This is a genomic window from Pseudomonas sp. E102 (assembly GCF_052660185.1).
Window position 1 is genome coordinate 1,554,993 of record NZ_CP084025.1, and the last position, 22,885, is coordinate 1,577,877.

General features: G+C 63.4%; 14 protein-coding genes and 1 riboswitch. Of the genes, 10 read left to right on the plus strand and 4 right to left on the minus strand.

Annotated features, from left to right (window positions below):
* Positions 1 to 83: 83 nt before the first annotated feature.
* From DOCECA_RS07260 to DOCECA_RS07275, 4 genes are all read right to left on the minus strand, one after another.
* Positions 84 to 3,536: a hypothetical protein gene (locus tag DOCECA_RS07260; protein WP_445571671.1), complete on the minus strand. Its 3,453-nt coding sequence runs from the start codon at positions 3,534 to 3,536 to the stop codon at positions 84 to 86.
* 117 nt (positions 3,537 to 3,653) lie between these two features.
* Positions 3,654 to 4,538 (minus strand): EamA family transporter RarD, encoded by an 885-nt coding sequence (rarD, locus tag DOCECA_RS07265; protein ID WP_420767726.1) that lies wholly within the window; start codon positions 4,536 to 4,538, stop codon positions 3,654 to 3,656.
* 157 nt (positions 4,539 to 4,695) lie between these two features.
* On the minus strand, positions 4,696 to 5,709 hold the full coding sequence (locus DOCECA_RS07270; protein WP_434563635.1) for an aldo/keto reductase: 1,014 nt from the start codon (positions 5,707 to 5,709) through the stop codon (positions 4,696 to 4,698).
* Between the two features lie 133 nt (positions 5,710 to 5,842).
* Positions 5,843 to 7,153: an MFS transporter gene (locus DOCECA_RS07275; protein WP_434610992.1), complete on the minus strand. Its 1,311-nt coding sequence runs from the start codon at positions 7,151 to 7,153 to the stop codon at positions 5,843 to 5,845.
* A 193-nt stretch (positions 7,154 to 7,346) separates the two neighbouring features.
* On the opposite strand from DOCECA_RS07275, the gene DOCECA_RS07280 reads away from it, so the two are divergent.
* From DOCECA_RS07280 to DOCECA_RS07325, 10 genes are all read left to right on the plus strand, one after another.
* Positions 7,347 to 8,471, plus strand: a complete 1,125-nt coding sequence (locus tag DOCECA_RS07280) for a sugar diacid recognition domain-containing protein (protein WP_434563639.1) — start codon at positions 7,347 to 7,349, stop codon at positions 8,469 to 8,471.
* 225 nt (positions 8,472 to 8,696) lie between these two features.
* The gene (locus DOCECA_RS07285; protein WP_434563641.1) at positions 8,697 to 9,833 is read left to right on the plus strand and encodes a glycerate kinase; all 1,137 of its coding nucleotides are present in this window, start codon (positions 8,697 to 8,699) and stop codon (positions 9,831 to 9,833) included.
* Positions 9,834 to 9,937: 104 nt separating this feature from the next.
* A riboswitch (cobalamin riboswitch) is annotated at positions 9,938 to 10,174 on the plus strand.
* 99 nt (positions 10,175 to 10,273) lie between these two features.
* A complete protein-coding gene (cobW, locus tag DOCECA_RS07290) occupies positions 10,274 to 11,338 on the plus strand; it encodes a cobalamin biosynthesis protein CobW (protein WP_420767731.1) in 1,065 nt (354 codons plus the stop codon).
* Positions 11,339 to 11,341: 3 nt separating this feature from the next.
* Positions 11,342 to 15,115, plus strand: a complete 3,774-nt coding sequence (cobN, locus tag DOCECA_RS07295) for a cobaltochelatase subunit CobN (RefSeq protein WP_445571672.1) — start codon at positions 11,342 to 11,344, stop codon at positions 15,113 to 15,115.
* A 173-nt stretch (positions 15,116 to 15,288) separates the two neighbouring features.
* Complete coding sequence (locus DOCECA_RS07300; protein ID WP_445571673.1) at positions 15,289 to 16,296, plus strand: ATP-binding protein; 1,008 nt, start codon at positions 15,289 to 15,291, stop codon at positions 16,294 to 16,296.
* Positions 16,221 to 16,955, plus strand: coding sequence for a vWA domain-containing protein (locus DOCECA_RS07305; protein WP_434674982.1), 735 nt, complete (start codon positions 16,221 to 16,223; stop codon positions 16,953 to 16,955). The genes DOCECA_RS07300 and DOCECA_RS07305 overlap by 76 nt, the downstream gene beginning before the upstream one ends.
* A 199-nt stretch (positions 16,956 to 17,154) precedes the next feature.
* The gene (locus DOCECA_RS07310; protein ID WP_445571674.1) at positions 17,155 to 18,801 is read left to right on the plus strand and encodes a phospholipase D-like domain-containing protein; all 1,647 of its coding nucleotides are present in this window, start codon (positions 17,155 to 17,157) and stop codon (positions 18,799 to 18,801) included.
* Between the two features lie 338 nt (positions 18,802 to 19,139).
* Positions 19,140 to 19,808 carry a haloacid dehalogenase type II gene (locus DOCECA_RS07315; RefSeq protein ID WP_420766630.1) on the plus strand — a complete coding sequence of 223 codons (669 nt, stop codon included), beginning with the start codon at positions 19,140 to 19,142 and terminating at the stop codon, positions 19,806 to 19,808.
* Between the two features lie 37 nt (positions 19,809 to 19,845).
* On the plus strand, positions 19,846 to 21,120 hold the full coding sequence (locus DOCECA_RS07320; protein WP_434700887.1) for an NAD(P)/FAD-dependent oxidoreductase: 1,275 nt from the start codon (positions 19,846 to 19,848) through the stop codon (positions 21,118 to 21,120).
* A gap of 84 nt (positions 21,121 to 21,204) precedes the next feature.
* Entirely contained in the window at positions 21,205 to 22,848 is a 1,644-nt protein-coding gene (locus DOCECA_RS07325; RefSeq protein WP_445571675.1) for an ABC transporter substrate-binding protein, read from the plus strand.
* The last annotated feature ends 37 nt before the right edge of the window (positions 22,849 to 22,885 follow it).

Here is a 22,885-nt window from a genome sequence, read left to right on the forward strand (position 1 = left end):
GTGTCGTGTTGCAGCGGCCAGCCGGTGCCGACGCGTGCGGACGGGTTGGTCTTGGCTGCTTGGACGTGTTGAGGGAGTGTTGTTCAGTGCTGGGCAACGGTCCCGATCATCAGGTCCGAGCTGTTCACTTCTTGCGTGTCGTCGCTATCGAGAATCCAGCGCTGGTCCAGTACGTCATAGAAGATCGCGCCTGGCGTGCCGTCAGCGAGGCGAACGCCAGCGACGCTGAGAAATGTCGTCGCCAGGCTGCCATCAGCTTCATGGGCCTGGATTTCTCGCAGGAGCGTGGCAATGTCGGCATGGAACCTGGCATTGATGCTCAACAGTCGCGCTTTCCCCAGATCGGTGTCGATCTGGTAACGGGTGCCGGACAGGAGTTCCACATGCACAATTTCCGGTGGTTTCCGGTCATCGGACGCTGGCGTGAGCAACAACCGCACGTCACCGAGCAGGACCCAGGTCCTACCGACACGGATATCGCTGCGGGCCAGATCCATGTCAAAGCTGTCGGCGTGAATATTCCACACCGACGAATCGGTTGCGCTGGTCGTATACAGGCGCAGGGTGGCGCCAGGGCTGGGGTGTACTTCGTAAGTGGAGGCGTTGCCCTCCAGCTCGTAAATGCTGGTGTGCTGGCGTTCAGGCAACCTGATTTTTTGCGGTCTGGAAGGCAGGCGTATGACTTCACGGGACGGGGACCGGAAGACAGCACGACCAGGGCGTCGGCGCAGTACATGGCGCCCCTCGACCACGCGTGTTCCCGGGTTCTGATAATCATCGTGGAATGACGGCCGTACCGTACCCACCCGGTAGGAGGTGCCGTCACGAAAGACCAGAGTGATGGCGCGCGTGAGCGATACGCCAGTGGACATCAACGTGCCCGTGACATTCGACGCAACACCCTGGTTATGCTTCATCCAATGATCGAGCGTCAGCCGCGTGCCGTTGGTGAATTGCAGCACCAGCTTCATGTCGCTGTAGGTCAGCCAGTTCCAATAACCGATGGTGCGAACCTCCACGCGATAATGAGCGTGGACGGCTTCCAATTCGCTGTCGTCATGGTCCAGGAACAGCGTGGTGGTTGCGTTGGCCGGTTGCTGCGGGATATCGAAGATAGGGTCGGGGCATTCCCTGGCAACGAAATAGTTTTCGGAGACGAGATCCCGTGAGGCGACTTTTTCACCATTGAAAATGACCGGCGCGGGCGGCGATTTGCCTTGATGCATCATGATCGCGCTGACGGGGTGATCTTCCGGGGCGAGCAAAGCGTCTGGCAGATCCGGCTTGAAAGTGAAGCCATCTTGCGTCACGAACAGCAGAGCGTCATTACGCAGGACCCGTTGAGTCCCAACCTGGCAATACGTATCGACAATGCACAGCTCGCGAAATAAATCCGTTGTCTGCGCATCATGGGATAACGTCACCTTCAATGACGTGCCCTGGATTTCCCAACCCTTGATCCCTTCCGCTGGATAGCCGAGTTCAATGATGCTCGGCTCCGTCCCATCCTCGGTGATATGGATGTCGCCAGTGTTGATGGCGACGTAGTAACGGTCCGTGCCGGGGCCACCGTCGACCCGACTGGAGTTGCCCATCAGCCGGAACACATCATCGCCGCGTCCACCGGTGGCTCGGTCATCCATACCATTGAGCGTGATGTGGTTGGGGTGCCGGTCACCGATGACTCGGCTGTAGCCACGGGGCAGTGTCTCGACGTTTTCAATCGAGGTGATCGTTGCGTAGTGGGCAGGGTGGGTGTCGTCGTGGGACTTCAACAGGGAGAGTCCGCCGGGCAGATCGATTTCAAGGCCGAGATAGGCGTAAGAGCCGTTGACGTCCGGGAGTCGACCCTGCAACGACAGCGTGTCGTTGCCCGCGCCGCCATGCAGCGCGTTCCTGGCATCCACGACCGGCGTCTTGAGTGTCTCGTTCACATGGAACATGAACGCATCATCCTCCGAACCTCCCGTCAGGCTCTTTTTACCCGTTGAGAAGCTGAAGTAGTTGGGTTTGTCGTATACGCCGAAGACCTGGTCGTTGCCGCCACCCAACTGCCAATAGATGCCCTTGCCCTTGCCCGGTTCACCGACGGTCACCCTGGGAGCCTTGTCCAGCCCCCGAGATGCGTCGATTACATCGTCGCTTTCCACTACCTCTGGTGTGCTCACTTCCCGGTAAGGCTGCTCGCCGTCATCCCAGTGCAGTCTCCAGTGCTTGAGCGGTTGCATGTTGACTTCGAAGCGGCCGCTGACGAGGGCTTCCACGCTGGGTTTCAGCTCGCCGTCCAGCAGCTTGCGCGCCTGGTCCACCAGCGCTTGGGTGTACCCGACACGGGTGCGCGCAACCTCGTAGCGTCCCATCACTTGAGTATCGAGCGCTTGCCCAGTGAACGCGAACCAACCCGAGCGCCAGCGTTCGTTGATGCTCAGCTCAATGTAATCGTCAATGTCATCGACCTGGCGTGCTGCGCCGTAGACCCTTGCGCCCACCATCAGGACGGCGCACGCCACCAACCCAACCGCGCCGGTCAGACCGAACCCCGCCATTGCCGCCGCCCCGAGCGCGACCGAGAGGCCTGCGCTCGCCACGCTCATGCCGGCCGAGACGTAATGGTCCATGGCTTCCTTGCCCGTGGATCTGGCGGCGGCGTCGAAGGCATTGATGGCGTGGTAGATATCGAAAGGGAGCGTGAGGATGCCGGCCATCAGGCCCGCGCTGCGGATCAGCCATTTGCCCACGGCGGTGGCCTTGAAGCCCATGAGCACCCGGTCAGCCTGGCGCAGCATTTGTTTTCCGGTCTTCAACAGCCCGTGCTCCACCATGACCGAAGTGAGCTCACCGCCGATTTCCCCGGAGCTGACCGCTATCTCGGCCAGATCGCTGTTTCTCAGGCCATCACGGATCCCCACCAGACCACCATAGATTCCGTAGATCTGCATGCCCAGCGCAGCGGTGAGCATACCGTGGCTCTTCAGGTTGTTGACCCAGGTTGGCATGCCCGGTGCGAAGGGTTGGCCCTGCAACGCTTGCATCGCCTGCAACGCATCGAGCAATTTGCCGAACGTGTCCATCGACCCGCTGGGGACGTGGCCTGGTGTTGGCTCAAGAATCGCGGGGGAGCTGGAGGACCGGACGGACGCGAGCTCGAACAACAGAGAGGTCGCATCGGGGGCGTTGCCCGAAGGGTGCGCCTTGATGTAAGTCTCGATCATCAGTGGATCGAACCGGACGGCATCGATCAGCGCTCCGTCCGGTTGCGAAAGAAGTGCCGAGTCTGTTGCGGTCCCGTCGTCGCCCAGGCGTGCGCCCATGCGATAAAGGTCGACGCGGCTTATGCTCAACTCGCCAATCTTCACCGGCCCCAGGCGTTCATCCAAACGCGTGAGCCGTTCCCGGGGCGTTGGTTTTTTATCCGGTTGCGTGTCGTTATGTTCGGGCAGACGTTGCAGCGGATGGGACGTGATATCGGTGATCACCACAGGTGGAATCCGTTCCACTCCTGGTTGGGCGGATCGCCCTTGGGAAGGTTCTGACATCGATAATTCCTTTATCGTAAGGTCTGCCGAGCGCCCTCCTGGCGTTCGTGCGGGCATGATAAAGGAGCTGGACCTGGCGCGTGGGCGCAGAGTGTTTCGTGATGCAAGCTGGGGCAGTCAGGCCCGGCGCCGTTGCCGCACCATATGCTTGGACCCTTCGAATACCAGAACCGCCACGGCCATCCAGATGGGGATATAGGTCAGCCATTCTTCAGCCTGGATGCTTTCACCCAGCAGCAGCGCGACCCCCAGCAACAACACCGGCTCGACGTAGCTCAACAGCCCGAACAGGCTGAAGGGCAGCAACCGGCTGGCAACGATATAGGCCACCAGGGCCGAGGCACTGATGACGCCGAGCAGCGGGATGAGCAGCGACAGCCACGGGTGTTGATTGAAAACCTTGAAACCTTGTTCGCCGCTCTGCACGAACCAGAGCGCCAACGGCAGCATCAACGTCATGTCCAGCCAGAGCCCACCCAGGTTGTCGGTGCGAAGGCGTTTGCGCAGGATGAAATAGATTGGATAGCCCAGCACCACCAGTAACGTCGCCCAGGAAAACCCACCCACCCGGTACAGCTCGTTGAGCACGCCGAGAGAGGCGAAAAACACCGCGGCTTTCTGCAGACGCGAAAGGCGCTCGCCATAGGCGATGCGCCCCGTCAGGACCATCGATAGCGGCAGCAGGAAATAGCCCAGCGACACGTCCAGGCTGTAGCCGTTGAGCGGCGCCCACATGAACAGCCACAACTGCGCCCCCATCAGTGCCGATGACGCCATTGCACCCAGCAGCAAGCGCGGCGTGGCGATCAGGCGTGCGACAAGATCCGAGACGAGTTTCCATTCACGGGAGATCAGCATGAACGCAGTCATGCACGGCATCGTCAGCAACATGCGCCAACCGAAAATCTCCAGGCCCGTCAGCGGCGCGAGCAGCGAGGTGTAGTAGTACATGACGGCGAACAGGGCGGATGCCGAGACCGATAGAGCGATGCCTTTGGACACGGATGCCTCTTGTTATTGGAATTGCAGCACGATACGGAAAGCCGTTTACCCGTGGCGAGGGAGCTTGCTCCCGCTGGGCCGCGTAGCGGCCCCAAAGAGCGACTGCTGCGCAGCCGAGCGGGAGCACGCTCCCTCGCCACGGTGATCTCAGTGTAAGTTACGACGTACGCGGCACGCGCCCCGGCACGAAATGGCCGACATCATTGAACCCCGGCGTCGAGGCATGGCCCGGTGTCACCAGCGAATCGATGAATGCTTCATCCTCTGCCGTGATTTTCACCGCCTGCGCCTTGGTGTACGAATCCCACTGCTCCTCGGTGCGCGGCCCGACGATGGCCGAGGTGACGGCATTGTTGTTCAGCACCCAGGCGATGGCGAACTCGACGATGCCCACGCCCCGGCCCTGGGTGTATTCCAGGATCTGCTGGGCGATGCGCAGGGACTCGACCCGCCATTCGGTTTCCAGGATGCGCTTGTCCTGGCGTCCGGCACGGCTGTTGGCGTCCGGTGCGACGTCTGGCGCGTACTTGCCGCTGAGCACGCCGCGAGCCAGGGGGCTGAATGGCACCACGCCAAGGCCATAATTCTGCGCCGCTGTGATCTGCTCGGTTTCCGCCTGGCGGTTGACGATGTTGTATAGCGGTTGGCTGATGACCGGGCGGTCGATGCCCAGGCTGTCGGCAATGCGGATCACCTCGGCGATGCGCCAGCCGCGGTAGTTCGACAGGCCCCAGTAGCGGATCTTGCCCTGGCGAATCAGGTCGCCGATGGCCGACACGGTGACGTGCAGCGGGGTGTTGTGGTCTTCGCGGTGCAGGTAATAGATATCCAGGTAATCGGTGCCCAGGCGCGTCAGGCTGGCCTCGATCCCATTGAACAGATGCTTGCGGCTCAGGCCGCTGCGGTTAGGCATACCGTCCGGCGGGCCGAAGCCGACCTTGGTGGCGAGCACCCATTCATGGCGACGATGGGCAATCGCCTCGCCGACGATTTCTTCGGAGCGACCGCCGGTGTAGACGTCCGCGGTGTCGATGAAGTTGATGCCCTGGTCCCAGGCCTTGTCGATGATCCGCAGCGAATCTTCGGTGCTGGTCTGTTCGCCGAACATCATGGTGCCCAGGGTCAACGTCGAGACTTGCAACCCTGAATGGCCTAGCGTGCGGTAGCTCATGACAAGATCCTTTTATTCATGGGGAAGGTTCAATCAAATACCAGAACCGCCGCAAGGATCAAACAGAATTCTCAAACCACCACAAATCAATTGTGGGAGCGAGCAAGCTCGCTCCCACAGGGTAAAAGGGGTGTCAGGCCCGCAAGGTGCGGGTCATGCGCAGCGCCAACAGGCTGCCGCAGACGATCACGCCGGCCAGCAGGTACAGCGCCGCATCGGTCGAGCCGGTGGTGTCCTTGACCCAGCCCACCAGGTATGGGCTGAGGAAACCGGCCATCTGGCCCATGGAGTTGATCAACGCCAGCCCGCCGGCCGCCGCGCCCGCGCTGAGCAGGGCGGTGGGCACCGGCCAGAACATCGGCAGGCCGGTGAGGGCGCCCATGGTGGCGATGGACAGGCCGAGGATGGCGATGGCCGGCGTGGTGGCGAAGTTCACCGCGATCAGCAGCCCCACCGCGCCCATCAGCATCGGCACGACCAAGTGCCAGCGACGCTCCTTGTGCAGATCCGCCGAGCGCCCCACCAGCAACATGAACACCGCCGCCAGCAGATAGGGAATCGCACTCAGCCAGCCGATCACCAGGTTATCGCTGAAACCGAGGTTCTTGATGATCGACGGCAGCCAGAAATTGATCGCATACACGCCGCTCTGGATGCAGAAGTACACCAGGCCGAAGGCCCAGATCGCCGGGTTCTTGAACACGGCGGCCAGGGAGTCTGTGGTGGTTTTCGGTTTGTTGGCCAGGTCTTCGGCGTGGTCGGCGGTGAGCACGGCGCGTTCATGGTCGGTCAGCCAGGTGGCCTTGGCGAAGGTGTCGCTGAGCAGGAAGAACGCCAGGGCGCCGAGAATCACTGTCGGGATGCCTTGCAGCAGGAACATCCACTGCCAACCCGCCAGGCCGCCCTGGCCGGCGGCGAAGTGGTTGAGAATCCAGCCGGAAAACGGGCTGCCCAGCAGCCCCGACACTGGGATGGCCGACATGAACAGCGCCATGATCCGGCCACGGCGGAACGTCGGGAACCATTGCGAAAGGTACAGCACGACGCCAGGGAAGAACCCGGCTTCAGCCGCCCCGGTGAACAGCCGCAAGGTGTAGAACTGGGTTGGGGTGGTGACGAACAGCAGGCAGGTCGACAGCGTGCCCCAGGTGATCATCATCAGGGCGATCCAGCGCCGAGGGCCGAATTTGGTCAAGGCCAGATTGCTCGGCACGCCGCACAGCACGTAGCCGATGAAGAAAATCCCGGCGCCGAGGCCGTACACGGTTTCGCTGAACTTCAACGCGTCGAGCATCTGCAACTTGGCGAAGCCAACGTTCACCCGGTCGAGGTAGTTGAACAGGTAGCAGATGAAGATGAACGGGATCAAACGCAGGGTGATGCGCTTGTAGACGGTATTCTTTTCGTCGGGGGTAGCCAGGAGGGCTGCTGCGCTCTGGGACATGACGGGGCTCTCTTTATTATGATTTTGGCGTGCCAAGGGGTAACGTTGACCGCCCCTTGAGTCTCGGCCAGCCCAAGGTCCCGTGTCTTTGTGCCGCAGCACAACGTTTGCAATCCGACCCTGTGCGCCTGACCAATCCCGTGGGCGGCGCACCTCAAAACAACAATCACGCCGCTTGCAAGGAACACCGCCCATGTTCGAACTCGATCACGACCTGGCGCAGGACATCGTCGACCGGGCGATGGCGATTCTGCCCTATAACGTCAACGTCATGGACAACCAGGGCTTGATCCTCGGCAGCGGCGAGCGCGAGCGCATCAATACCCGCCACGAGGGCGCGCAACTGGTCCTCGCCAACGGACGGGTGGTGGAAATCGACGAGCACACCGCCGTCCACCTCAAGGGCGTACAGCCGGGAATCAACCTGCCATTGATGCTCGATCAGCGCTTGATCGGCGTGCTGGGCATTACCGGCGAACCCGCGCAATTGCGCACTTACGCCGAACTGGTGCGCATGACCGCCGAAATGTTGCTCGGCCAGCGCAACCAGCAGGCCGAGCAGCAATGGCGCCGCCAGCGTTGCGATGACTTGCTGGCATTGCTGCTGGGCGATGCCGGGGATTCGCCAAGGTTGCTCGATGAAGCGCAGCAGATGGGCCTCAAGCCGCAGCTGTCGCGCGTACCGTATCTGTTCGAATTGGGCTTGGAGCATGGCCCTGGTCAAACCGTCGAATCGCTGAGCGCCTGGCTGATGTCGCGCTACCCGGACAGCTGGTGCCTGACGTCGTCCAAATCCTCCTTGCTCTGGTGCCGGCCGGTCACGGCCTCGGTGGAGAACGAGCGGCTGCTGGGCAAGCTCGATGGCCTGGGCTGGAGCATCCTGCGAGTTGCTGTGGGCGGCCAGGCCGAGGGGCTGGCGGGGCTGCGCCGTTGCTACCGGCGGGTGGCGGATCTGCTGGCGTATGGGCGCGATGTCCTGCCGCAGTCGCGCTTGCTGCTTCTCAATCGCTATCGGCTGCCGGTGATGCTCTGGCGGCATCGCAGCGATGATGCCCTCGACGAACTGCTCAGCCCGTTGCGCAAAGTGATCGCCAAGGACAGCAACGGCCAATTGCTCGCTACCTTGCGAAGCTGGTGCGAACACGACGGCCAGAGCCAGGCCTGCGCCGACGCCCTGGGCATCCACCGCAACAGCCTGCGCTATCGCATGGAACGAATCGCCGAACTCAGCGGCGTCGACCCGCTCAGGCTGGATGGGATGCTGGCGTTGTACCTGGGGGTTCAATTGTTGCCCCATGATCAGAACTTTCCGGAGTGACCCCTTCGCGAGCAGGCTCGCTCCCACCATTGATCTCCAGTGATTACAGAATATGCGACCACAGCAGTTCCCATGTGGGAGCGAGCCTGCTCGTGAAGAGGCCAGCAATGCCAACCCATCCTTTGTGAATTTGACCAATAATGCCCAAGGTCTTTTGTGCGGCGGACCGGCGTCAGAGTCGCGGTCAGCTGGCAGCATGCTGTACATCGGAACCGGAGAACAAAAATGAAAATAGTCATCGCCCCCGACTCGTTCAAGGACAGCCTCAGCGCCCAGGCCGTGGCGGACGCCATCGCAGGAGGGCTGGCCGAGGTCTGGTCGGACGCGCAGCTGATCAAGTGCCCAATGGCCGATGGCGGCGAGGGAACGGTGGAGGCGGTGCTCGCGGCCTGCGATGGCCAATGGCGCGAGGCGCGGGTCCGTGGCCCGCTGGGCGCCGCTGTCCAAGCCCGCTGGGGCTGGTTGCCCGACAGCCGCACGGCGATCATCGAGATGGCCGAGGCCAGCGGCCTGCAACTGGTGCCGCCGGGACAGCGCGACGCTTGTTCCAGCAGCACCTATGGCACTGGCGAACTGATCCGCGCCGCTTTGGATGAAGGGGCGAGCCGAGTCATCCTGGCGATCGGTGGCAGCGCCACCAACGACGGCGGCGCCGGGGCGATGCAGGCACTGGGCGCGGCATTGCTGGACGACCAGGGCCAAGCCCTGCCGCCCGGCGGCCTGGCCTTGGGCAAACTGGCGCGTATCGACCTGGGCGACCTGGACCCGCGCCTGGCCGGCGTGTGCTTCGAGATTGCCGCCGATGTCGACAACCCCCTTTGCGGTCCCCATGGCGCTTCAGCCGTGTTCGGCCCGCAGAAAGGCGCCTCCGCCGAGCAGGTGCAACAACTGGACCGGGCGCTGGGACACTTTGCTGAACATTGTGCCCAAGTGTTGAACCGCGACGTTCGCGACGAACCCGGCAGCGGTGCCGCTGGCGGCCTGGGGTTTGCCGCCAAGGCGTTCCTCCAGGCGCAGTTTCGTACCGGCGTGGAAGTCGTCGCACAATTGACCGGCCTGGCCGATGCGATCGACGGCGCCGACCTGGTGATCACCGGCGAAGGCCGTTTCGACGCCCAGACCCTGCGTGGCAAGACGCCGTTTGGCGTGGCCCGCATCGCCCAGCGGCGCGGCGTACCGGTGGTGGTCATCGCCGGCACGCTGGGGGAGGGCTACGAAGCGCTTTATGAGCACGGCATCGATGCCGCGTTTGCCCTGGCGAATGGGCCGATGACGCTACAAGAAGCTTGCGCCGATGCGCCACGCCTGCTGGCCGAGCGGGCCCGGGACATCGCCCGGCTCTGGCGAGTGGCGGCGCGCTGACTTGCCCTTGGGGCAGTCGCCAGGACGCATCAGTCGTCGGAGATTGCCTTGGGACATTGACCCGCCCGCACACCCTGCGTAGCCTTGCGCCTTCGAGGTTCTTCGGCACGCGCCGAAGCTAGGGTCTGTATGAAATGTTCGCGTACAGAGCCTGAGAAGGGAACGCGGTCCAAGCCGCGGCTGCCCCCGCAACTGTGAACGGTGCTGTTTCTGCAAGGCCACTGTGCTTGCCCTATACAACGGGCGCACGGGAAGGCGCAGCAAAATGTCAGTCCCGGCTTTGAAAAAAGCCGATTTGGCCCGCCGTCAGCCAGGAGACCTGCCTCGACAACAGATTCTCACTACAACCGGGCGGGGTGATCCGGTGGCGAAATCTTCCGCGCGCGCCTGTGCCAGTGGTTGTCGTCCCGTTTGCCCGCCACCTTGCCAAAGGGCATCCGATGAAAACACTGGCCAAACTCCCCGTCACCATCGTCACCGGTTTCCTCGGGTCGGGTAAGACCACCTTGCTGCGGCACATGCTCGACAACGCCCAAGGCCGACGTATCGCGGTCATTGTCAATGAGTTCGGCGAACTGGGCATTGACGGGGAGATCCTCAAGCAGTGCTCCATCGGTTGTACCGAAGAAGAAGCCAACGGCCGCGTCTATGAACTGGCCAACGGCTGCTTGTGCTGCACCGTGCAGGAAGAGTTCTTCCCGGTGATGCGTGAGTTGGTGGCGCGTCGCGGCGACCTCGACCACATCCTCATCGAAACCTCCGGCCTGGCCTTGCCCAAGCCGCTGGTCCAGGCCTTCCAATGGCCGGAAATCCGCAGCGCCTGCACCGTCGATGCGGTCATCACCGTGGTCGATAGCCCGGCCGTGGCCGCGGGCACCTTCGCCGCGTTCCCGGACAAGGTCGATGCCCAGCGCAAGCTGGACCCGAACCTGGACCATGAATCACCGCTGCACGAGCTGTTCGCCGATCAACTGGCGAGCGCCGACCTGGTGATCCTCAACAAAGCCGACCTGATCAACCCCGAGGACCTGGCCAAAGTCCGCCTGGAAGTCGCCGAAGAGCTGCCGCCAGCGGTCAAGGTCATCGAAGCCAGCAACGGTCGCCTGCCGCTGGACGTGTTGATCGGCCTGGGCGCGGGCTCCGAGGAACACATCGACAGCCGCCACAGCCATCACGACCACCACCATGACGGCGATGACGACGACCACGATCACGATGCCTTCGATTCGATTTCCATCGAACTGCCCCAAGCTGACGAAAGCCTGCTGCTGGACGCGCTGACGCAACTGGTAATTCAGCATGACGTCTTGCGGGTCAAGGGCTTCGCGGCCATCCCGAACAAGCCGATGCGCCTGTTGATCCAAGGTGTGGGCACGCGCTTCGACAAGCACTTCGACCGCCAGTGGGGCGCCGATGAAGCGCGCGTCACACGTCTGGTACTGATCGGCCAGGCCCTGGACGCCGGGCTGCTCGAAGCGCAGTTGCGCGCCGCCCTCAGCGTCTAAACCATGCACCTGCTCAGGACCCAGCCCGGTGGTTTCGTGTCGGATGACAACATCGCCGACCTCGGGCAAACCCCCGCCGAGCTGGTGATCCTGTGCAGCGGCGATTCCAGCCTGGCGCTGCTGGCAGAAGCGGCGCGGCAGTTGCCGGACGATTTTCCGCAGTTTCGCCTCGCCAACCCGATGCAAGTGCAGAACCACGCCTCGGTGGATCTGTACGTTGAAGATGTATTGCGCCACGCCAAGGTCATCCTGCTGTCGTTGCACGGAGGCATCGGCTATTGGCGCTACGGCGTCGAGCGCCTGGTGGAACTGGCCGGGCGCGGGGTGAAACTGATCCTGGTGCCGGGGGACGACCGTCCGGACCCGGAGCTCAGCGACCTGAGCAACGTGTCCGCCGAGCACCGCGATCGGCTCTGGCAGTTTCTTCGTCAAGGCGGATTGGAAAACGCCCTTAACCTGTTCCGTCACCTGGGCAGCCAATGGTTTGGCCGCGATTATCCGTGGGGCGAGCCCCAGCCCCTGGCGCGCACGGCGATCTATCACCCGGAAAAAACCAACGCGACCCTGAATGATTGGCAAGCGGACTGGCGGGCAGGCGATCCCGTAGCGGCGCTGTTGTTTTATCGCTCCCACCTGCAAGCCGCGAACACCGCGTTCATCGACGTGTTCTGCCAGCGGCTGCAAGCGGCGGGACTCAACCCTTTGCCAATCGCCGTGGCGAGCCTCAAGGAACCCGGTTGTCTGGCACAGGTGGAAGACTGGCTGGACGAAGTGGCAACGGGGGTTATTCTCAACACCACCGGCTTTGCACAATCGAGTCCGGAAGCGCCGCACTTGCGGCCGTTTCGCCGCGATATCCCGATGATCCAGGCGATCTGCGCCCAGGACAACGAACCCGGCTGGCGCGCCAGCGAACAAGGCCTGGGCCCACGGGACCTGGCGATGCACATCGCCTTGCCGGAACTGGACGGGCGAATCATCAGCCGGCCCATCAGTTTCAAGGACCTGGCCTGGCGCAGCGAGCGCAGCCAGAGCGATGTAGTCTGCTACCGGGCGATACCCGAACGCATGGATTTTGTCGCTGGACTGGCCCGCCGCTGGACCACCCTGGCGCGCCTGCCCAACGGCGAAAAGCGCGTGGCGCTGATCCTGGCCAACTACCCGACCCGGGACGGACGCATCGGCAACGGTGTCGGCCTGGACACGCCAGCGGCGGCGCTGAATATTCTGCGGGCGATGCAGGCCGAGGGTTATCCGCTGACCACCGAGCTGCCGGCCAGCGGCACCGCGCTGATCCGGCAGTTGCTCGGCGGCGTTACCAACGACCTGGACAGCCTCGACCTGCGGCCTTGTCATCAGAGCCTGGCCGTCGACGCGTACCGGGCCCTGTTCGACGCGCTGCCCGAGGCCAATCGCCAAGCGGTGCTGGAACGTTGGGGCGCACCCGAGCAGGACCCGATGTTCCGTGATGGACGCTTGATGATCGCCGGCCTGCGCCTGGGCCTGACGTTCGTCGGCATTCAGCCGGCGCGGGGGTATCAGGTCGATTCGAGCGCGGTGTACCACGACCCGGACCTGGTGCCGCCCCATGGCTACCTCGCGTTCTATTTCTGGTTGCGCCACACCTACGGCGCTCACGCCGTGATTCACGTCGGCAAGCACGGTAACCTCGAATGGCTGCCGGGCAAGGGCGTCGGGCTGTCGGAAAACTGCTGGCCGGACGCGTTGCTGGGGCCGCTGCCAAACATCTATCCGTTCATCGTCAACGACCCGGGCGAGGGCGCTCAGGCCAAGCGGCGTACCCAGGCGGTGATCATCGACCACCTGATGCCACCGCTGACCCGCGCCGAAACCTACGGGCCGCTGCGCAACCTGGAGCTGCTGGCTGACGAATACTACGAGGCGCAATTGCTCGATCCGCGCCGCGCCAGGGAATTGCAACGGGACATCCTGGCCCTGGTGCGCGAGACGCATATCGATCGCGAGCTGCAACTCGACGCCGGCCTCGACAGCGACGCCGACGCGGCGATCTGGCTGCCGCGCCTGGACACCTACCTGTGCGACCTGAAGGAATCGCAGATTCGCGATGGCCTGCATATTTTTGGCGAGTCGCCGAGCGGACGGCTGCGCATCGACACCTTGCTGGCATTGCTGCGCATTCCCCGTGGCGACGGCAAGGGCGCCCAGTCGAGCCTGCTGCGGGCCCTGGCCAAGGCGTTCGGGTTGGGCTTCGATCCGCTCGATTGCGCCTTGGCCGAGCCTTGGGCCGGCGAACGTCCCGAGGCTTTGCGCGACGTCAGCGATGAGCCCTGGCGCACCGTCGGCGACAGCCGTGAGCGTCTGGAGCTGTTCGCGGCGCGACTGATCGAGCAAGCCTTGGCCGGCGATATCGCGCAGCTCGACGCGCCGGGTTGGGAGACGGTGCACGGCATCATCGACCACCTGCGTGCCGTCGTCGCGCCGCGCCTGGATGCCTGTGGCTCGGCGGAAATGGGCGGCTTGCTCGACGCATTGGGCGGGCGTTTCGTACCGGCCGGCCCCAGTGGCGCGCCGAGTCGCGGACGCTTGGATGTGCTGCCCACCGGGCGCAACTTCTTCTCCGTCGACGTGCGCAACTTGCCCACCACCACGGCGTGGCGCATCGGTTTTCAGTCGGCGAGCCTGATTCTGGAGCGGCACCTGCAAGACCACGGCGATCACCTGCGCCAGCTCGGCCTGTCGGTGTGGGGCACCGCCACCATGCGCACCGGTGGCGACGACATTGCCCAGGCCATGGCGCTGATGGGCGTGCGTCCGGTGTGGGCCACGGGCAGCCAGCGGGTCGACGATTTCGAGATCCTGCCGTTGAGCCTGCTGGACCGGCCTCGGGTGGATGTGACGTTGCGGGTGTCCGGGTTCTTCCGGGACGCCTTCGCCAATCTGATCCGCTTGTTCGATGCGGCGGTGCAAGCCGTAGCGGCCCTGGATGAACCCGATGACATGAACCCGCTGGCGACCAAAGTGCGTGCCGAGCGCGAAGCCTTGCTGCAATCGGGCTTGCCCATGGAAGACGCGGCGCGCCAGGCCGGCTGGCGGATTTTCGGCGCCAAGCCCGGCGCCTATGGGGCGGGCGTGCAGGGGGCCATTGACGGTCGGCTCTGGCAGAGTCGCGAAGACCTCGCCGAGGTATACCTCAACTGGGGCGGTTATGCGTATGGCGCGGGCGACGAAGGCACCGCCGCGCGGGCGCAATTTTCCCGGCGACTGAGCCAGGTGCAAGCGGTGTTGCAGAACCAGGACAACCGTGAGCACGACCTGCTCGATTCCAACGATTACTACCAATTCCAGGGCGGCATGCTCGCAGCCGTGGAAACCCTTAGCGGCGAAACCGCCGCCAGTTATCACGGCGATCACAGCCAACCGGATCTGCCGAAGATCCGTACCTTGAAAGAAGAACTCAACCGAGTCATCCGCTCCCGCGCGGCCAATCCGAAGTGGATCGACGGGGTCAAGCGTCATGGCTACAAAGGCGCGTTCGAACTGGCGGCGACGGTGGACAACCTGTTCGCCTTCGACGCCACCACCCAGTTGATCGAAGACCACCAGTACGCCTTGCTGGCCGATGCCTATCTGCTCGATCCGCATACCCGTGATTTCGTCCGGCAGCACAACCCCGACGCCCTGCGGGACATGACCGAGCGCATGCTCGAAGCGCAGCAGCGGGGGATGTGGCAGGCGCCGGGGGATTATCGCGAGGCGCTGGAAAACCTGCTGCTGGACATCGAAGAAGATGGCTGACTTACCGACGGATGACGGCCGCTGGTGGCGAGGGAGCTTGCTCCCGCTCGGCTGCGAAGCAGTCGTCATCCAGAACAGCAGCGTGACCAAAGGTTCTTGGGGCCGCTGCGCGGCACAGCGGGAGCAAGCTCCCTCGCCACAGGGGACCTCCTTACATTCATGAGATATCTCATATGACCGACACCCGACATTTCCCCCTCGCCGCCGTGGTCGGCGCCGATGCGCTGAAACTGGCCCTGTGCCTGGCGGCCATCGATCCGAAGATCGGCGGCGTGCTGATCGAAGGCCCGCGCGGGATGGCCAAGTCCACCCTGGCCCGGGGCCTTGCGGATATGTTGGCCAGCGGTCAGTTCGTGACCTTGCCCCTTGGCGCCACCGAGGAGCGGCTGGTGGGCACCCTCGACCTGGACGCGGCATTGGGGCAAGGGCGCGCGCAGTTTTCCCCGGGGGTGCTGGCCAAGGCCGACGGCGGCGTGTTGTACGTCGATGAGGTGAACCTGTTGCCTGATCACCTGGTGGACCTGCTATTGGATGTCGCCGCCAGCGGCACCAACCTGATCGAGCGCGACGGTATTTCCCACCGGCATCCGGCGCGTTTCGTGTTGATCGGTACGATGAACCCGGAAGAAGGCGAACTGCGTCCGCAACTGCTCGACCGCTTCGGCCTCAACGTGGCCCTCGATGGCCACACCGCACCGGCCGAGCGCGGGCAGATCATCCGTCGCCGCCTGGATTTCGACAACGACCCGGCGGCGTTTTGCGCCGAGTGGGAGCCGGCCCAGCAGCGGTTGCGTGAACGCTGCGAACAGGCCCGCGCAGGCTTGGCCCAAATCCCCCTGGATGACGCGGCGCTGGGGCAGATCACCGAGCGTTGCTTTGCCTGCGGAGTCGATGGGTTGCGCGCCGACCTGGTCTGGCTGCGGGCTGCCCGCGCGCATGCCGCCTGGCGTGGCGCGCACGCCATCGCTGCTGAAGACATCGATGCCGTTGCCGAATTTGCCCTGCGTCATCGCCGCCGCGAGCATGCCGCTCCGGCCCCCGCGCCAAACCAGGCCCCACCTTCGAACCCGAATGAAACCAGCCAACCCAGCGAAGGCCAAGGCCAATGGGGCGACCTGCCGCCCCGGGCGTTGCCGACCGGCGCCCGACGAGACGTGCCGAGCTGGCCAAAAAAGCCCTAGGCATTCGCCCCCGTTCGCCGTCGGGGGCGAATGCCAGACCCCGTCCGGGACGTCTGGACCATGGGCGCCAAGGCCACGGCAAAGCAGCGTCCAACGGTGTGGTGGACTGGCCGGGCACGCTGCTAAAGGGGCGTCCGCGCCTGGCTGCGGACCTGCGTTTCAAATCGCGGCAGCGTTCAGCCCATGAACTGTGGTTGGTAATTGTCGACGCATCGGCCTCGACCCGTCGCCATCGGGCCTTGAGCGACGGCAAGGGCCTGCTGGCGCAACTGTTCGACGAGGCCTACCGACAACGCGCACGGTTGGCGCTGTTGACGGCCAGCGGCGCCACGCCGACCTGGCAAGTGCAAGGGCTCAAGGCCTCCCACGGCCTGGTGCAGTGGCTCGACGCGCTGGGGGCCGGTGGTGGTACGCCGTTGCTGGCGGCGATCGGCGAGGCGCAGCGCTGGCTGGCCTCCCGTCGCAAGCGCTTCCCGGCGGAGCGACAGCGGGTGTTGCTGATGACCGACGGCCGGGTGAGAGACGGGCAACCCATGCCGCCCCTCGATTGCCCCAGCCTGCTCATCGACATCGAGCGCGGGCCGATCCGCCTGGGTCGGGCGCGGCAATTGGCGGGGCAGTTGGGGGCTGAGTATCGGCATATTGATGAAGGCACTTGAAATGAGCTGTGGCTGTCTGGGCCCTATCGCGAGCAAGCTCGCTCCCACATGGGTTTCGCTGTGAACACATAACTGCTGAACACCCCAGCTCCCTGTGGGAGCGAGCTTGCTCGCGATGGCATCACCCCGGTTCCAATGCTCTGCCCACCCAACCCGCATCACTGCTCTATGCTCAAGCAACTCTCAAAGGAATGAACCCATGCGCGTACTCGTCACCAACCCCCAGGACGATTTCAGGGTCAAGGCCTACGCAGGCACCAACGGTGTGCTGCTCGCCATGGACCTCGCCGAGCCACGGCGCAAGGGGCTGTTGGGCTTCGCCATCGAGAAGCAGCACGGTGACAAGCCGTGGCTGTTCCTGTTCAACAGTCTGACCTTCCCCGACAAGGCCCACACCTTCCCGCAGTTCCATGCCACGCCCAGCGACAGGGCGCCGTTGCAGAAATTTCGCTGGGCCGATTATGCGGTCAACCCGGGCACGACGATCCATTACCGCGTGCACCTGGCATACGGCAGTCCCGATGCGCCGCAGTTGGGCGAGGCCCTTGAGTTGACCGTCACCAGCGATGACGGCCAGCCTGCCAACCAGAGCGTCATCTTCAATCGCGCGGTGGCCGCCAGCCAGGCGTTCCAGCGCAAGTTTCCGGAGCTGGACAGCCTGATCAGCGCCAATCGGAGCCTGTCCATCGAAGACTGGCCAGATGCGCCGCGTCGCTGGCTGGAAAACGGTTTGCTGGGGCGCCTGGTCGGCTTCATCGACCGGGCCCTGGATGCAAGCTGGGCGTTGGACGTGGCCATTTATGAATACGAACTGCCGGTGATTGTCGAGGCGGTCAACGCGGCCCATGCGCGCGGCGCTCGGGTGAGAGTGCTTTACCATGCCCAGCCGGAGGACGACGCGACGATCAGCAATGAAGCCAGCCTGCAAAAACTGCCGGCGGCGAACAAGCGTGGTCGAGTCACCCATAGCATTTTCCACGACAAGTTCATCGTCCTGAGCAGAATCGACCGGCATGGAGTGCCGACCCCCGAGGCCGTATTGTGTGGCAGCACCAACTTCACCGCCAACGGCGTCTATCGCCAGGCCAACGTCATCCATGTGCTGGACGATCCACGCATCAGTGACAGTTATCGCCAGGTGTTCGAGCAGATCTGGGCCAACCCCGGGGACGTCGACGCCACCCGCGATTGGCTGACGCTCAGCAATCCCATGGACGGCGACGAAAAACTCTTCGCCGGTTTTTCGCCCCGCAACGGCAAGGGCGATCTCGATCGCTTTGTCGAGATCATCGCGGCCGCGCGCAAGGACCTGCTGTTCGTCACCGCATTCGTCCTACCCGAGCGGATTCTCGATGCCTTGCTCGGCCAGCCGAACGACGACGTGTTGCGCTACGGCCTGCAAAACACCACCAGCCGCATCACCGGTTTCCATGCCGACCGCACCGCCGAATTCGCCGCCACCGCGCTGCTCAATACCGGCCTGGAGGGTTGGCTGCGGGAAAACATGAAAGGCCAGAAGGGCAACCTGCTGGTCCACACCAAGGCCGTGGTCACCGACTTCACCAGTGACTCGCCGACCATCATCAGCGGCAGCCACAACCTGAGCGCCGCCGCCAGCGCCAGCAACGACGAGAACTATCTGATCATCCAGGGCGACACCGACCTGGCCGACCGCTACGGGCTGGAACTGCTGCGCTTCTATGAGCACTACCGGTTTCGCTATTTCGCAAAAAAGCTCGCCCTCAAGCAGGTCCGGCCCCTGGCGCCGGACGACAGCTGGAGCGATGACTATTACCGCGAGGGCGATCTGCGGATGTTGTCCAGGATCAGGTTTTGCGGCCGTTGAAGCGGCCGTCGAAAACGTTTCCACGTTGTGCTGCCAATCGCTGCGCCACGGCGCAGATCCTGCCGTAAACCGCTCGGCAAAACGTCGCCTGGCGCACCATAACTGCCCCCAAACCCTCAGAAACACGGGCGCAGCGCCCGTGTCTGGAGCATCCCGCAAAGTCTGCTGAGCGGGCCCCGCAAAACGGTGGTTTGTACCAAGCGGCGACTATTTTTAACGGTTTTTCCACGGTCTCATGGTGTTGTAATGAAAACGTGATGCAGCGTTGCCGCGAGCCTCACGAATGGCGTCAATGTTTGCTTCGTCATGCCTTCAACAACAAATCCAGGACCGCACTCATGAGCTTTCTTCGACCCAAGTACATCACCTTCGACTGCTACGGCACGTTGACCAACTTCCAGATGGGCAACATGACGCGCGAGCTGTTCGCCGACCGTGTCGATGCCGGGCAGATGGACCAATTCGTCAAGGACTTCGCCGCTTATCGCCTGGACCAGGTGATGGGTGACTGGCGGCCTTATGATGAGATCATCAAGACCTCCCTGATGCGGGTCTGCAAGCGTTGGAACGTCGAATACCGCGGCGAAGGCCAGCTCTATTACGACGCCGTGCCAACCTGGGGCCCCCACGCCGATGTGCCGGCGGGCCTGTCGAAGATCGCCGACAAGATCCCCCTGGTGATTTTTTCCAACGCGATGGACGAGCAGATCATGTCCAACGTCGACAAGCTCGGCGCGCCTTTCCATAAAGTGTTCACTGCCCAGCAGGCCCAGGCCTACAAGCCGCGGCTGGCCGCGTTCGAATACATGCTCGATAACCTCGGCTGCGGGCCGGAGGATGTGCTGCATGTGTCGTCGAGCTTCCGTTACGACCTGATGCCGGCCAATGACATGAAGATCAAGCACAAGGCCTTCGTTGCTCGTGGTCATGAGCAACCGGGCAACTCGATCTACAACTACCACCAGATCCCCGATATCGGCGGGCTGCCTGGACTGGTCGGGCTCTGAAACCGAGCGAACGCTTCAAGGCGAAAGGGGTTTAGACATGGGCAGTGAGTCTTATTGGCTCGATACCGCACCGGCCTTCACCGGTGCCCAGGTCGGCGGGTTGCCCGACCAGGTCGACGTCGCCATCGTCGGTGGCGGTTTCACCGGTCTGGCGGCGGCCCGGGCCCTGGCCTTGAAGGGCGCCCGGGTGGCGGTGCTGGAGGCGGGAAGGGTGAACGGGCAGGCGTCCGGGCGCAATGGCGGGCAGTGCAACACCGGCGTCGCCCAGGACTATGCGGCATTGTCAGCAAGCCTGGGTGCCGATAAGGCCCGCGCTTATTACCTGGCCTACGAAAGCGCCGTGCAGAGCGTCGTTTCGTTGGTCGAGCAGGAAGGGATTGCCTGCGACCTGACGCGTCACGGCAAGCTCAAGCTGGCCGCCAAGCCGATGCACTACGAAGGGTTGGCGCGCACCTGTGAACTGATCCGCAAGGAGGTCGATGCCGAGGTTCAATTGTTGTCTGCGCAGCAGGTTCGCGCCGAGGTCAATTCGGACCAGTTCCACGGCGGCCTGCTGCAGCGCAATGGCGTACAGATGCATGTCGGGCGCTTTGGTGTCGGCCTGGCCGAGGCGGCCGCCCGTCATGGCGCGTTGATTTTCCAGGGCGTCGAGGTGAAGGACTGGAAGACCCGCGGCAGCGGCTATCAGGTCAACACGAACAAAGGCGTGCTGCATGCCTCGCAAATTCTGCTGGCCACCGGTGCGTGCCAGCAAGGCGGGCTGGGTTGGTATCGGCGACGCATCGTCCCGGTGGGCAGTTTCGTGGTCGCCACCGAGGTACTGCCACAGGCGCTGATCGACAGTTTGCTGCCGGCCCGTCGCTCCTACGTCACCAGTCGCATGATCGGCAATTACTTTCGCCTGACCCCGGACAACCGCTTGCTGTTTGGCGGCCGTGCGCGGTTTGCCATGTCCGACAGTGTGTCCGATGCCAAGAGCGGCAAGGTGCTGCAAGCGGCGATGGTGCAGATGTTCCCGCAGTTGGCCGACGTGAAAATCGACTATTGCTGGGGCGGACTGGTGGACATGACCTCTGACCGCTTGCCCCGCGCCGGCCAGCATGGCGGCATCTACCACTCCATGGGCTACAGCGGCCACGGCGTGCAGATGTCGGTGCACATGGGCCAGGTCATGGCCGACGTCATGGCCGGCAAGGTCGAGGCCAACCCTTGGCGCGAGCTCGACTGGCCGGCGATTCCCGGGCACTTCGGCAAGCCCTGGTTCCTGCCGTTTGTAGGCGCGTATTACCGCCTGCAGGACTACCTACACTGATTCATAAGGCGTTGTTTGGCGTTTCAACCGTTGCGACGACCGTGCGCAACCGAGCCCCTATCACTTGCGGAAGGTAGAACTGACATGACTGACAATAAGAACAGCATCGACGGCCAGTTGATTACGGGCGAAGAAAGTCTGCGGGTTTTCGAAGGGCTCAATCGCGGCATGTCGCGCCGCCACGCCTTGCAAATGCTCGGGCTGGCCGGGGTCGCCGCGGCCGGGGCCGGCAGCCTGTTCGGCGCCGCCGGCAAGTTGTGGGCCGATGACACCACGAGCCCAGGCAAGGGCAAGCCCGGCGGACGTATCCGAGTGGCGGGCATCACCAGTTCCACCGCCGATACCCTGGATCCGGCCAAGGGCTCATCGTCCACCGACTACGTGCGCCACTACATGTTCTACAACGGCCTGACCCGTTTCGACAGCCACATGGTGCCGCAACTGGAGCTGGCCGAACGCATCGATACCACCGATGCGACGCTGTGGGTGATCACCCTGCGCAAGGAAATCACCTTCCACAACGGTAAAGGGCTGACAGCGGCGGATGTGGTGTTTTCTCTGCTGCGGCACAAGGATCCGGTCACCGGTTCGAAGGTCCTGCCGCTGGCCTCGCAATTCGAGGAGGTCAAGGCCAATGGTACCCACGAGGTGCAGATCCGCTTGAGCGGCCCGAATGCCGAACTGCCGTCGATTCTGGCCGTGTCCCACATGCTGATCGTGCCCGAGGGCACCACGGATTTCAGCCAGGGGGTCGGCACCGGTCCGTTCAAGGTCAAGGAGTTCAAGCCGGGAGTACGCTCGATCGGCGCCCGCAACACCAATTATTGGAAGCCCGGCTTGCCCTACCTGGACGAGATCGAGTTCATTGGCATTGGCGACGAGCCGTCGCGGGTCAACGCGCTGCTGTCGGGCGATGTGCAGATCATCAACGAGGTCAACCCGCGCTCGACGACCCGCATCAAGGACAGCGCAGGCCACCGTGTCGTCGATTCGCCGTCGGGCAACTACACGGACCTGATCATTCGTCAGGACCAGATGCCAGGCCAGAGCCCGGAATTCACCCAGGCGATGAAACTGTTGCTGGACCGCGAGCAGGTCAAGTCGGCGATTTTCCGTGGCTTCGCCAGGGTCGGCAACGATCACCCGATTGCGCCGGGCGCGCGCTTCTTCAACGCCGACCTGCCGCAACGCACCTATGACCCGGAAAAGGCGCGTTTCCTGCTGAAGAAAGCCGGCATGGAAAACATCAGCATGCCGGTGATGTGCTCGCCGGCCGCCACCGGTTCGGTGGACGTCGCCGTGCTCTTGCAGCAGTCGGCGAAGGAGGCCGGGCTCAAGCTCAACGTCAATCGGCTGCCGAGCGACGGCTACTGGTCCAACCACTGGGCCAAGCACCCGCTGAGCTTCGGCAACATCAACCCACGGCCGAACGCCGACATGCTGTTCTCGCAGTTTTTCCAGTCCTCGGCGCCGTGGAACGAGTCCGGATGGAAAAACCCGCAATTCGACCAACTGCTGGTGCAGGCCCGTGGCGAAACCGACGAGGCCAAGCGCGGCAAGATGTACGCCGACATGCAGACGCTGGTGCATGAGCACAGTGGCATCGGCATCCCGGTGTTCATCAGCAACATCGATGGCGTCGACCAACGCGTCAAGGGCTACGGCACCAATCCGCTGGGTGGCTTCATGGGCTACATGTTCTCCGAGCAAGTCTGGCTGGACGCTTGATGAGCGTGGTCTGGCTCCGTGACATGGCAAGAGGATC

Coding starts and splice junctions, on each gene's coding strand:
- DOCECA_RS07260 (WP_445571671.1), bottom strand. CDS start 3,536: ATGTCAGAACCTTCCCAAGGGCGATCCGCCCAACCAGGAGTGGAACGG.
- DOCECA_RS07270 (WP_434563635.1), bottom strand. CDS start 5,709: ATGAGCTACCGCACGCTAGGCCATTCAGGGTTGCAAGTCTCGACGTTG.
- DOCECA_RS07275 (WP_434610992.1), bottom strand. CDS start 7,153: ATGTCCCAGAGCGCAGCAGCCCTCCTGGCTACCCCCGACGAAAAGAAT.
- DOCECA_RS07280 (WP_434563639.1), top strand. CDS start 7,347: ATGTTCGAACTCGATCACGACCTGGCGCAGGACATCGTCGACCGGGCG.
- DOCECA_RS07285 (WP_434563641.1), top strand. CDS start 8,697: ATGAAAATAGTCATCGCCCCCGACTCGTTCAAGGACAGCCTCAGCGCC.
- cobW (WP_420767731.1), top strand. CDS start 10,274: ATGAAAACACTGGCCAAACTCCCCGTCACCATCGTCACCGGTTTCCTC.
- cobN (WP_445571672.1), top strand. CDS start 11,342: ATGCACCTGCTCAGGACCCAGCCCGGTGGTTTCGTGTCGGATGACAAC.
- DOCECA_RS07300 (WP_445571673.1), top strand. CDS start 15,289: ATGACCGACACCCGACATTTCCCCCTCGCCGCCGTGGTCGGCGCCGAT.
- DOCECA_RS07305 (WP_434674982.1), top strand. CDS start 16,221: ATGGGGCGACCTGCCGCCCCGGGCGTTGCCGACCGGCGCCCGACGAGA.
- DOCECA_RS07310 (WP_445571674.1), top strand. CDS start 17,155: ATGCGCGTACTCGTCACCAACCCCCAGGACGATTTCAGGGTCAAGGCC.
- DOCECA_RS07315 (WP_420766630.1), top strand. CDS start 19,140: ATGAGCTTTCTTCGACCCAAGTACATCACCTTCGACTGCTACGGCACG.
- DOCECA_RS07320 (WP_434700887.1), top strand. CDS start 19,846: ATGGGCAGTGAGTCTTATTGGCTCGATACCGCACCGGCCTTCACCGGT.
- DOCECA_RS07325 (WP_445571675.1), top strand. CDS start 21,205: ATGACTGACAATAAGAACAGCATCGACGGCCAGTTGATTACGGGCGAA.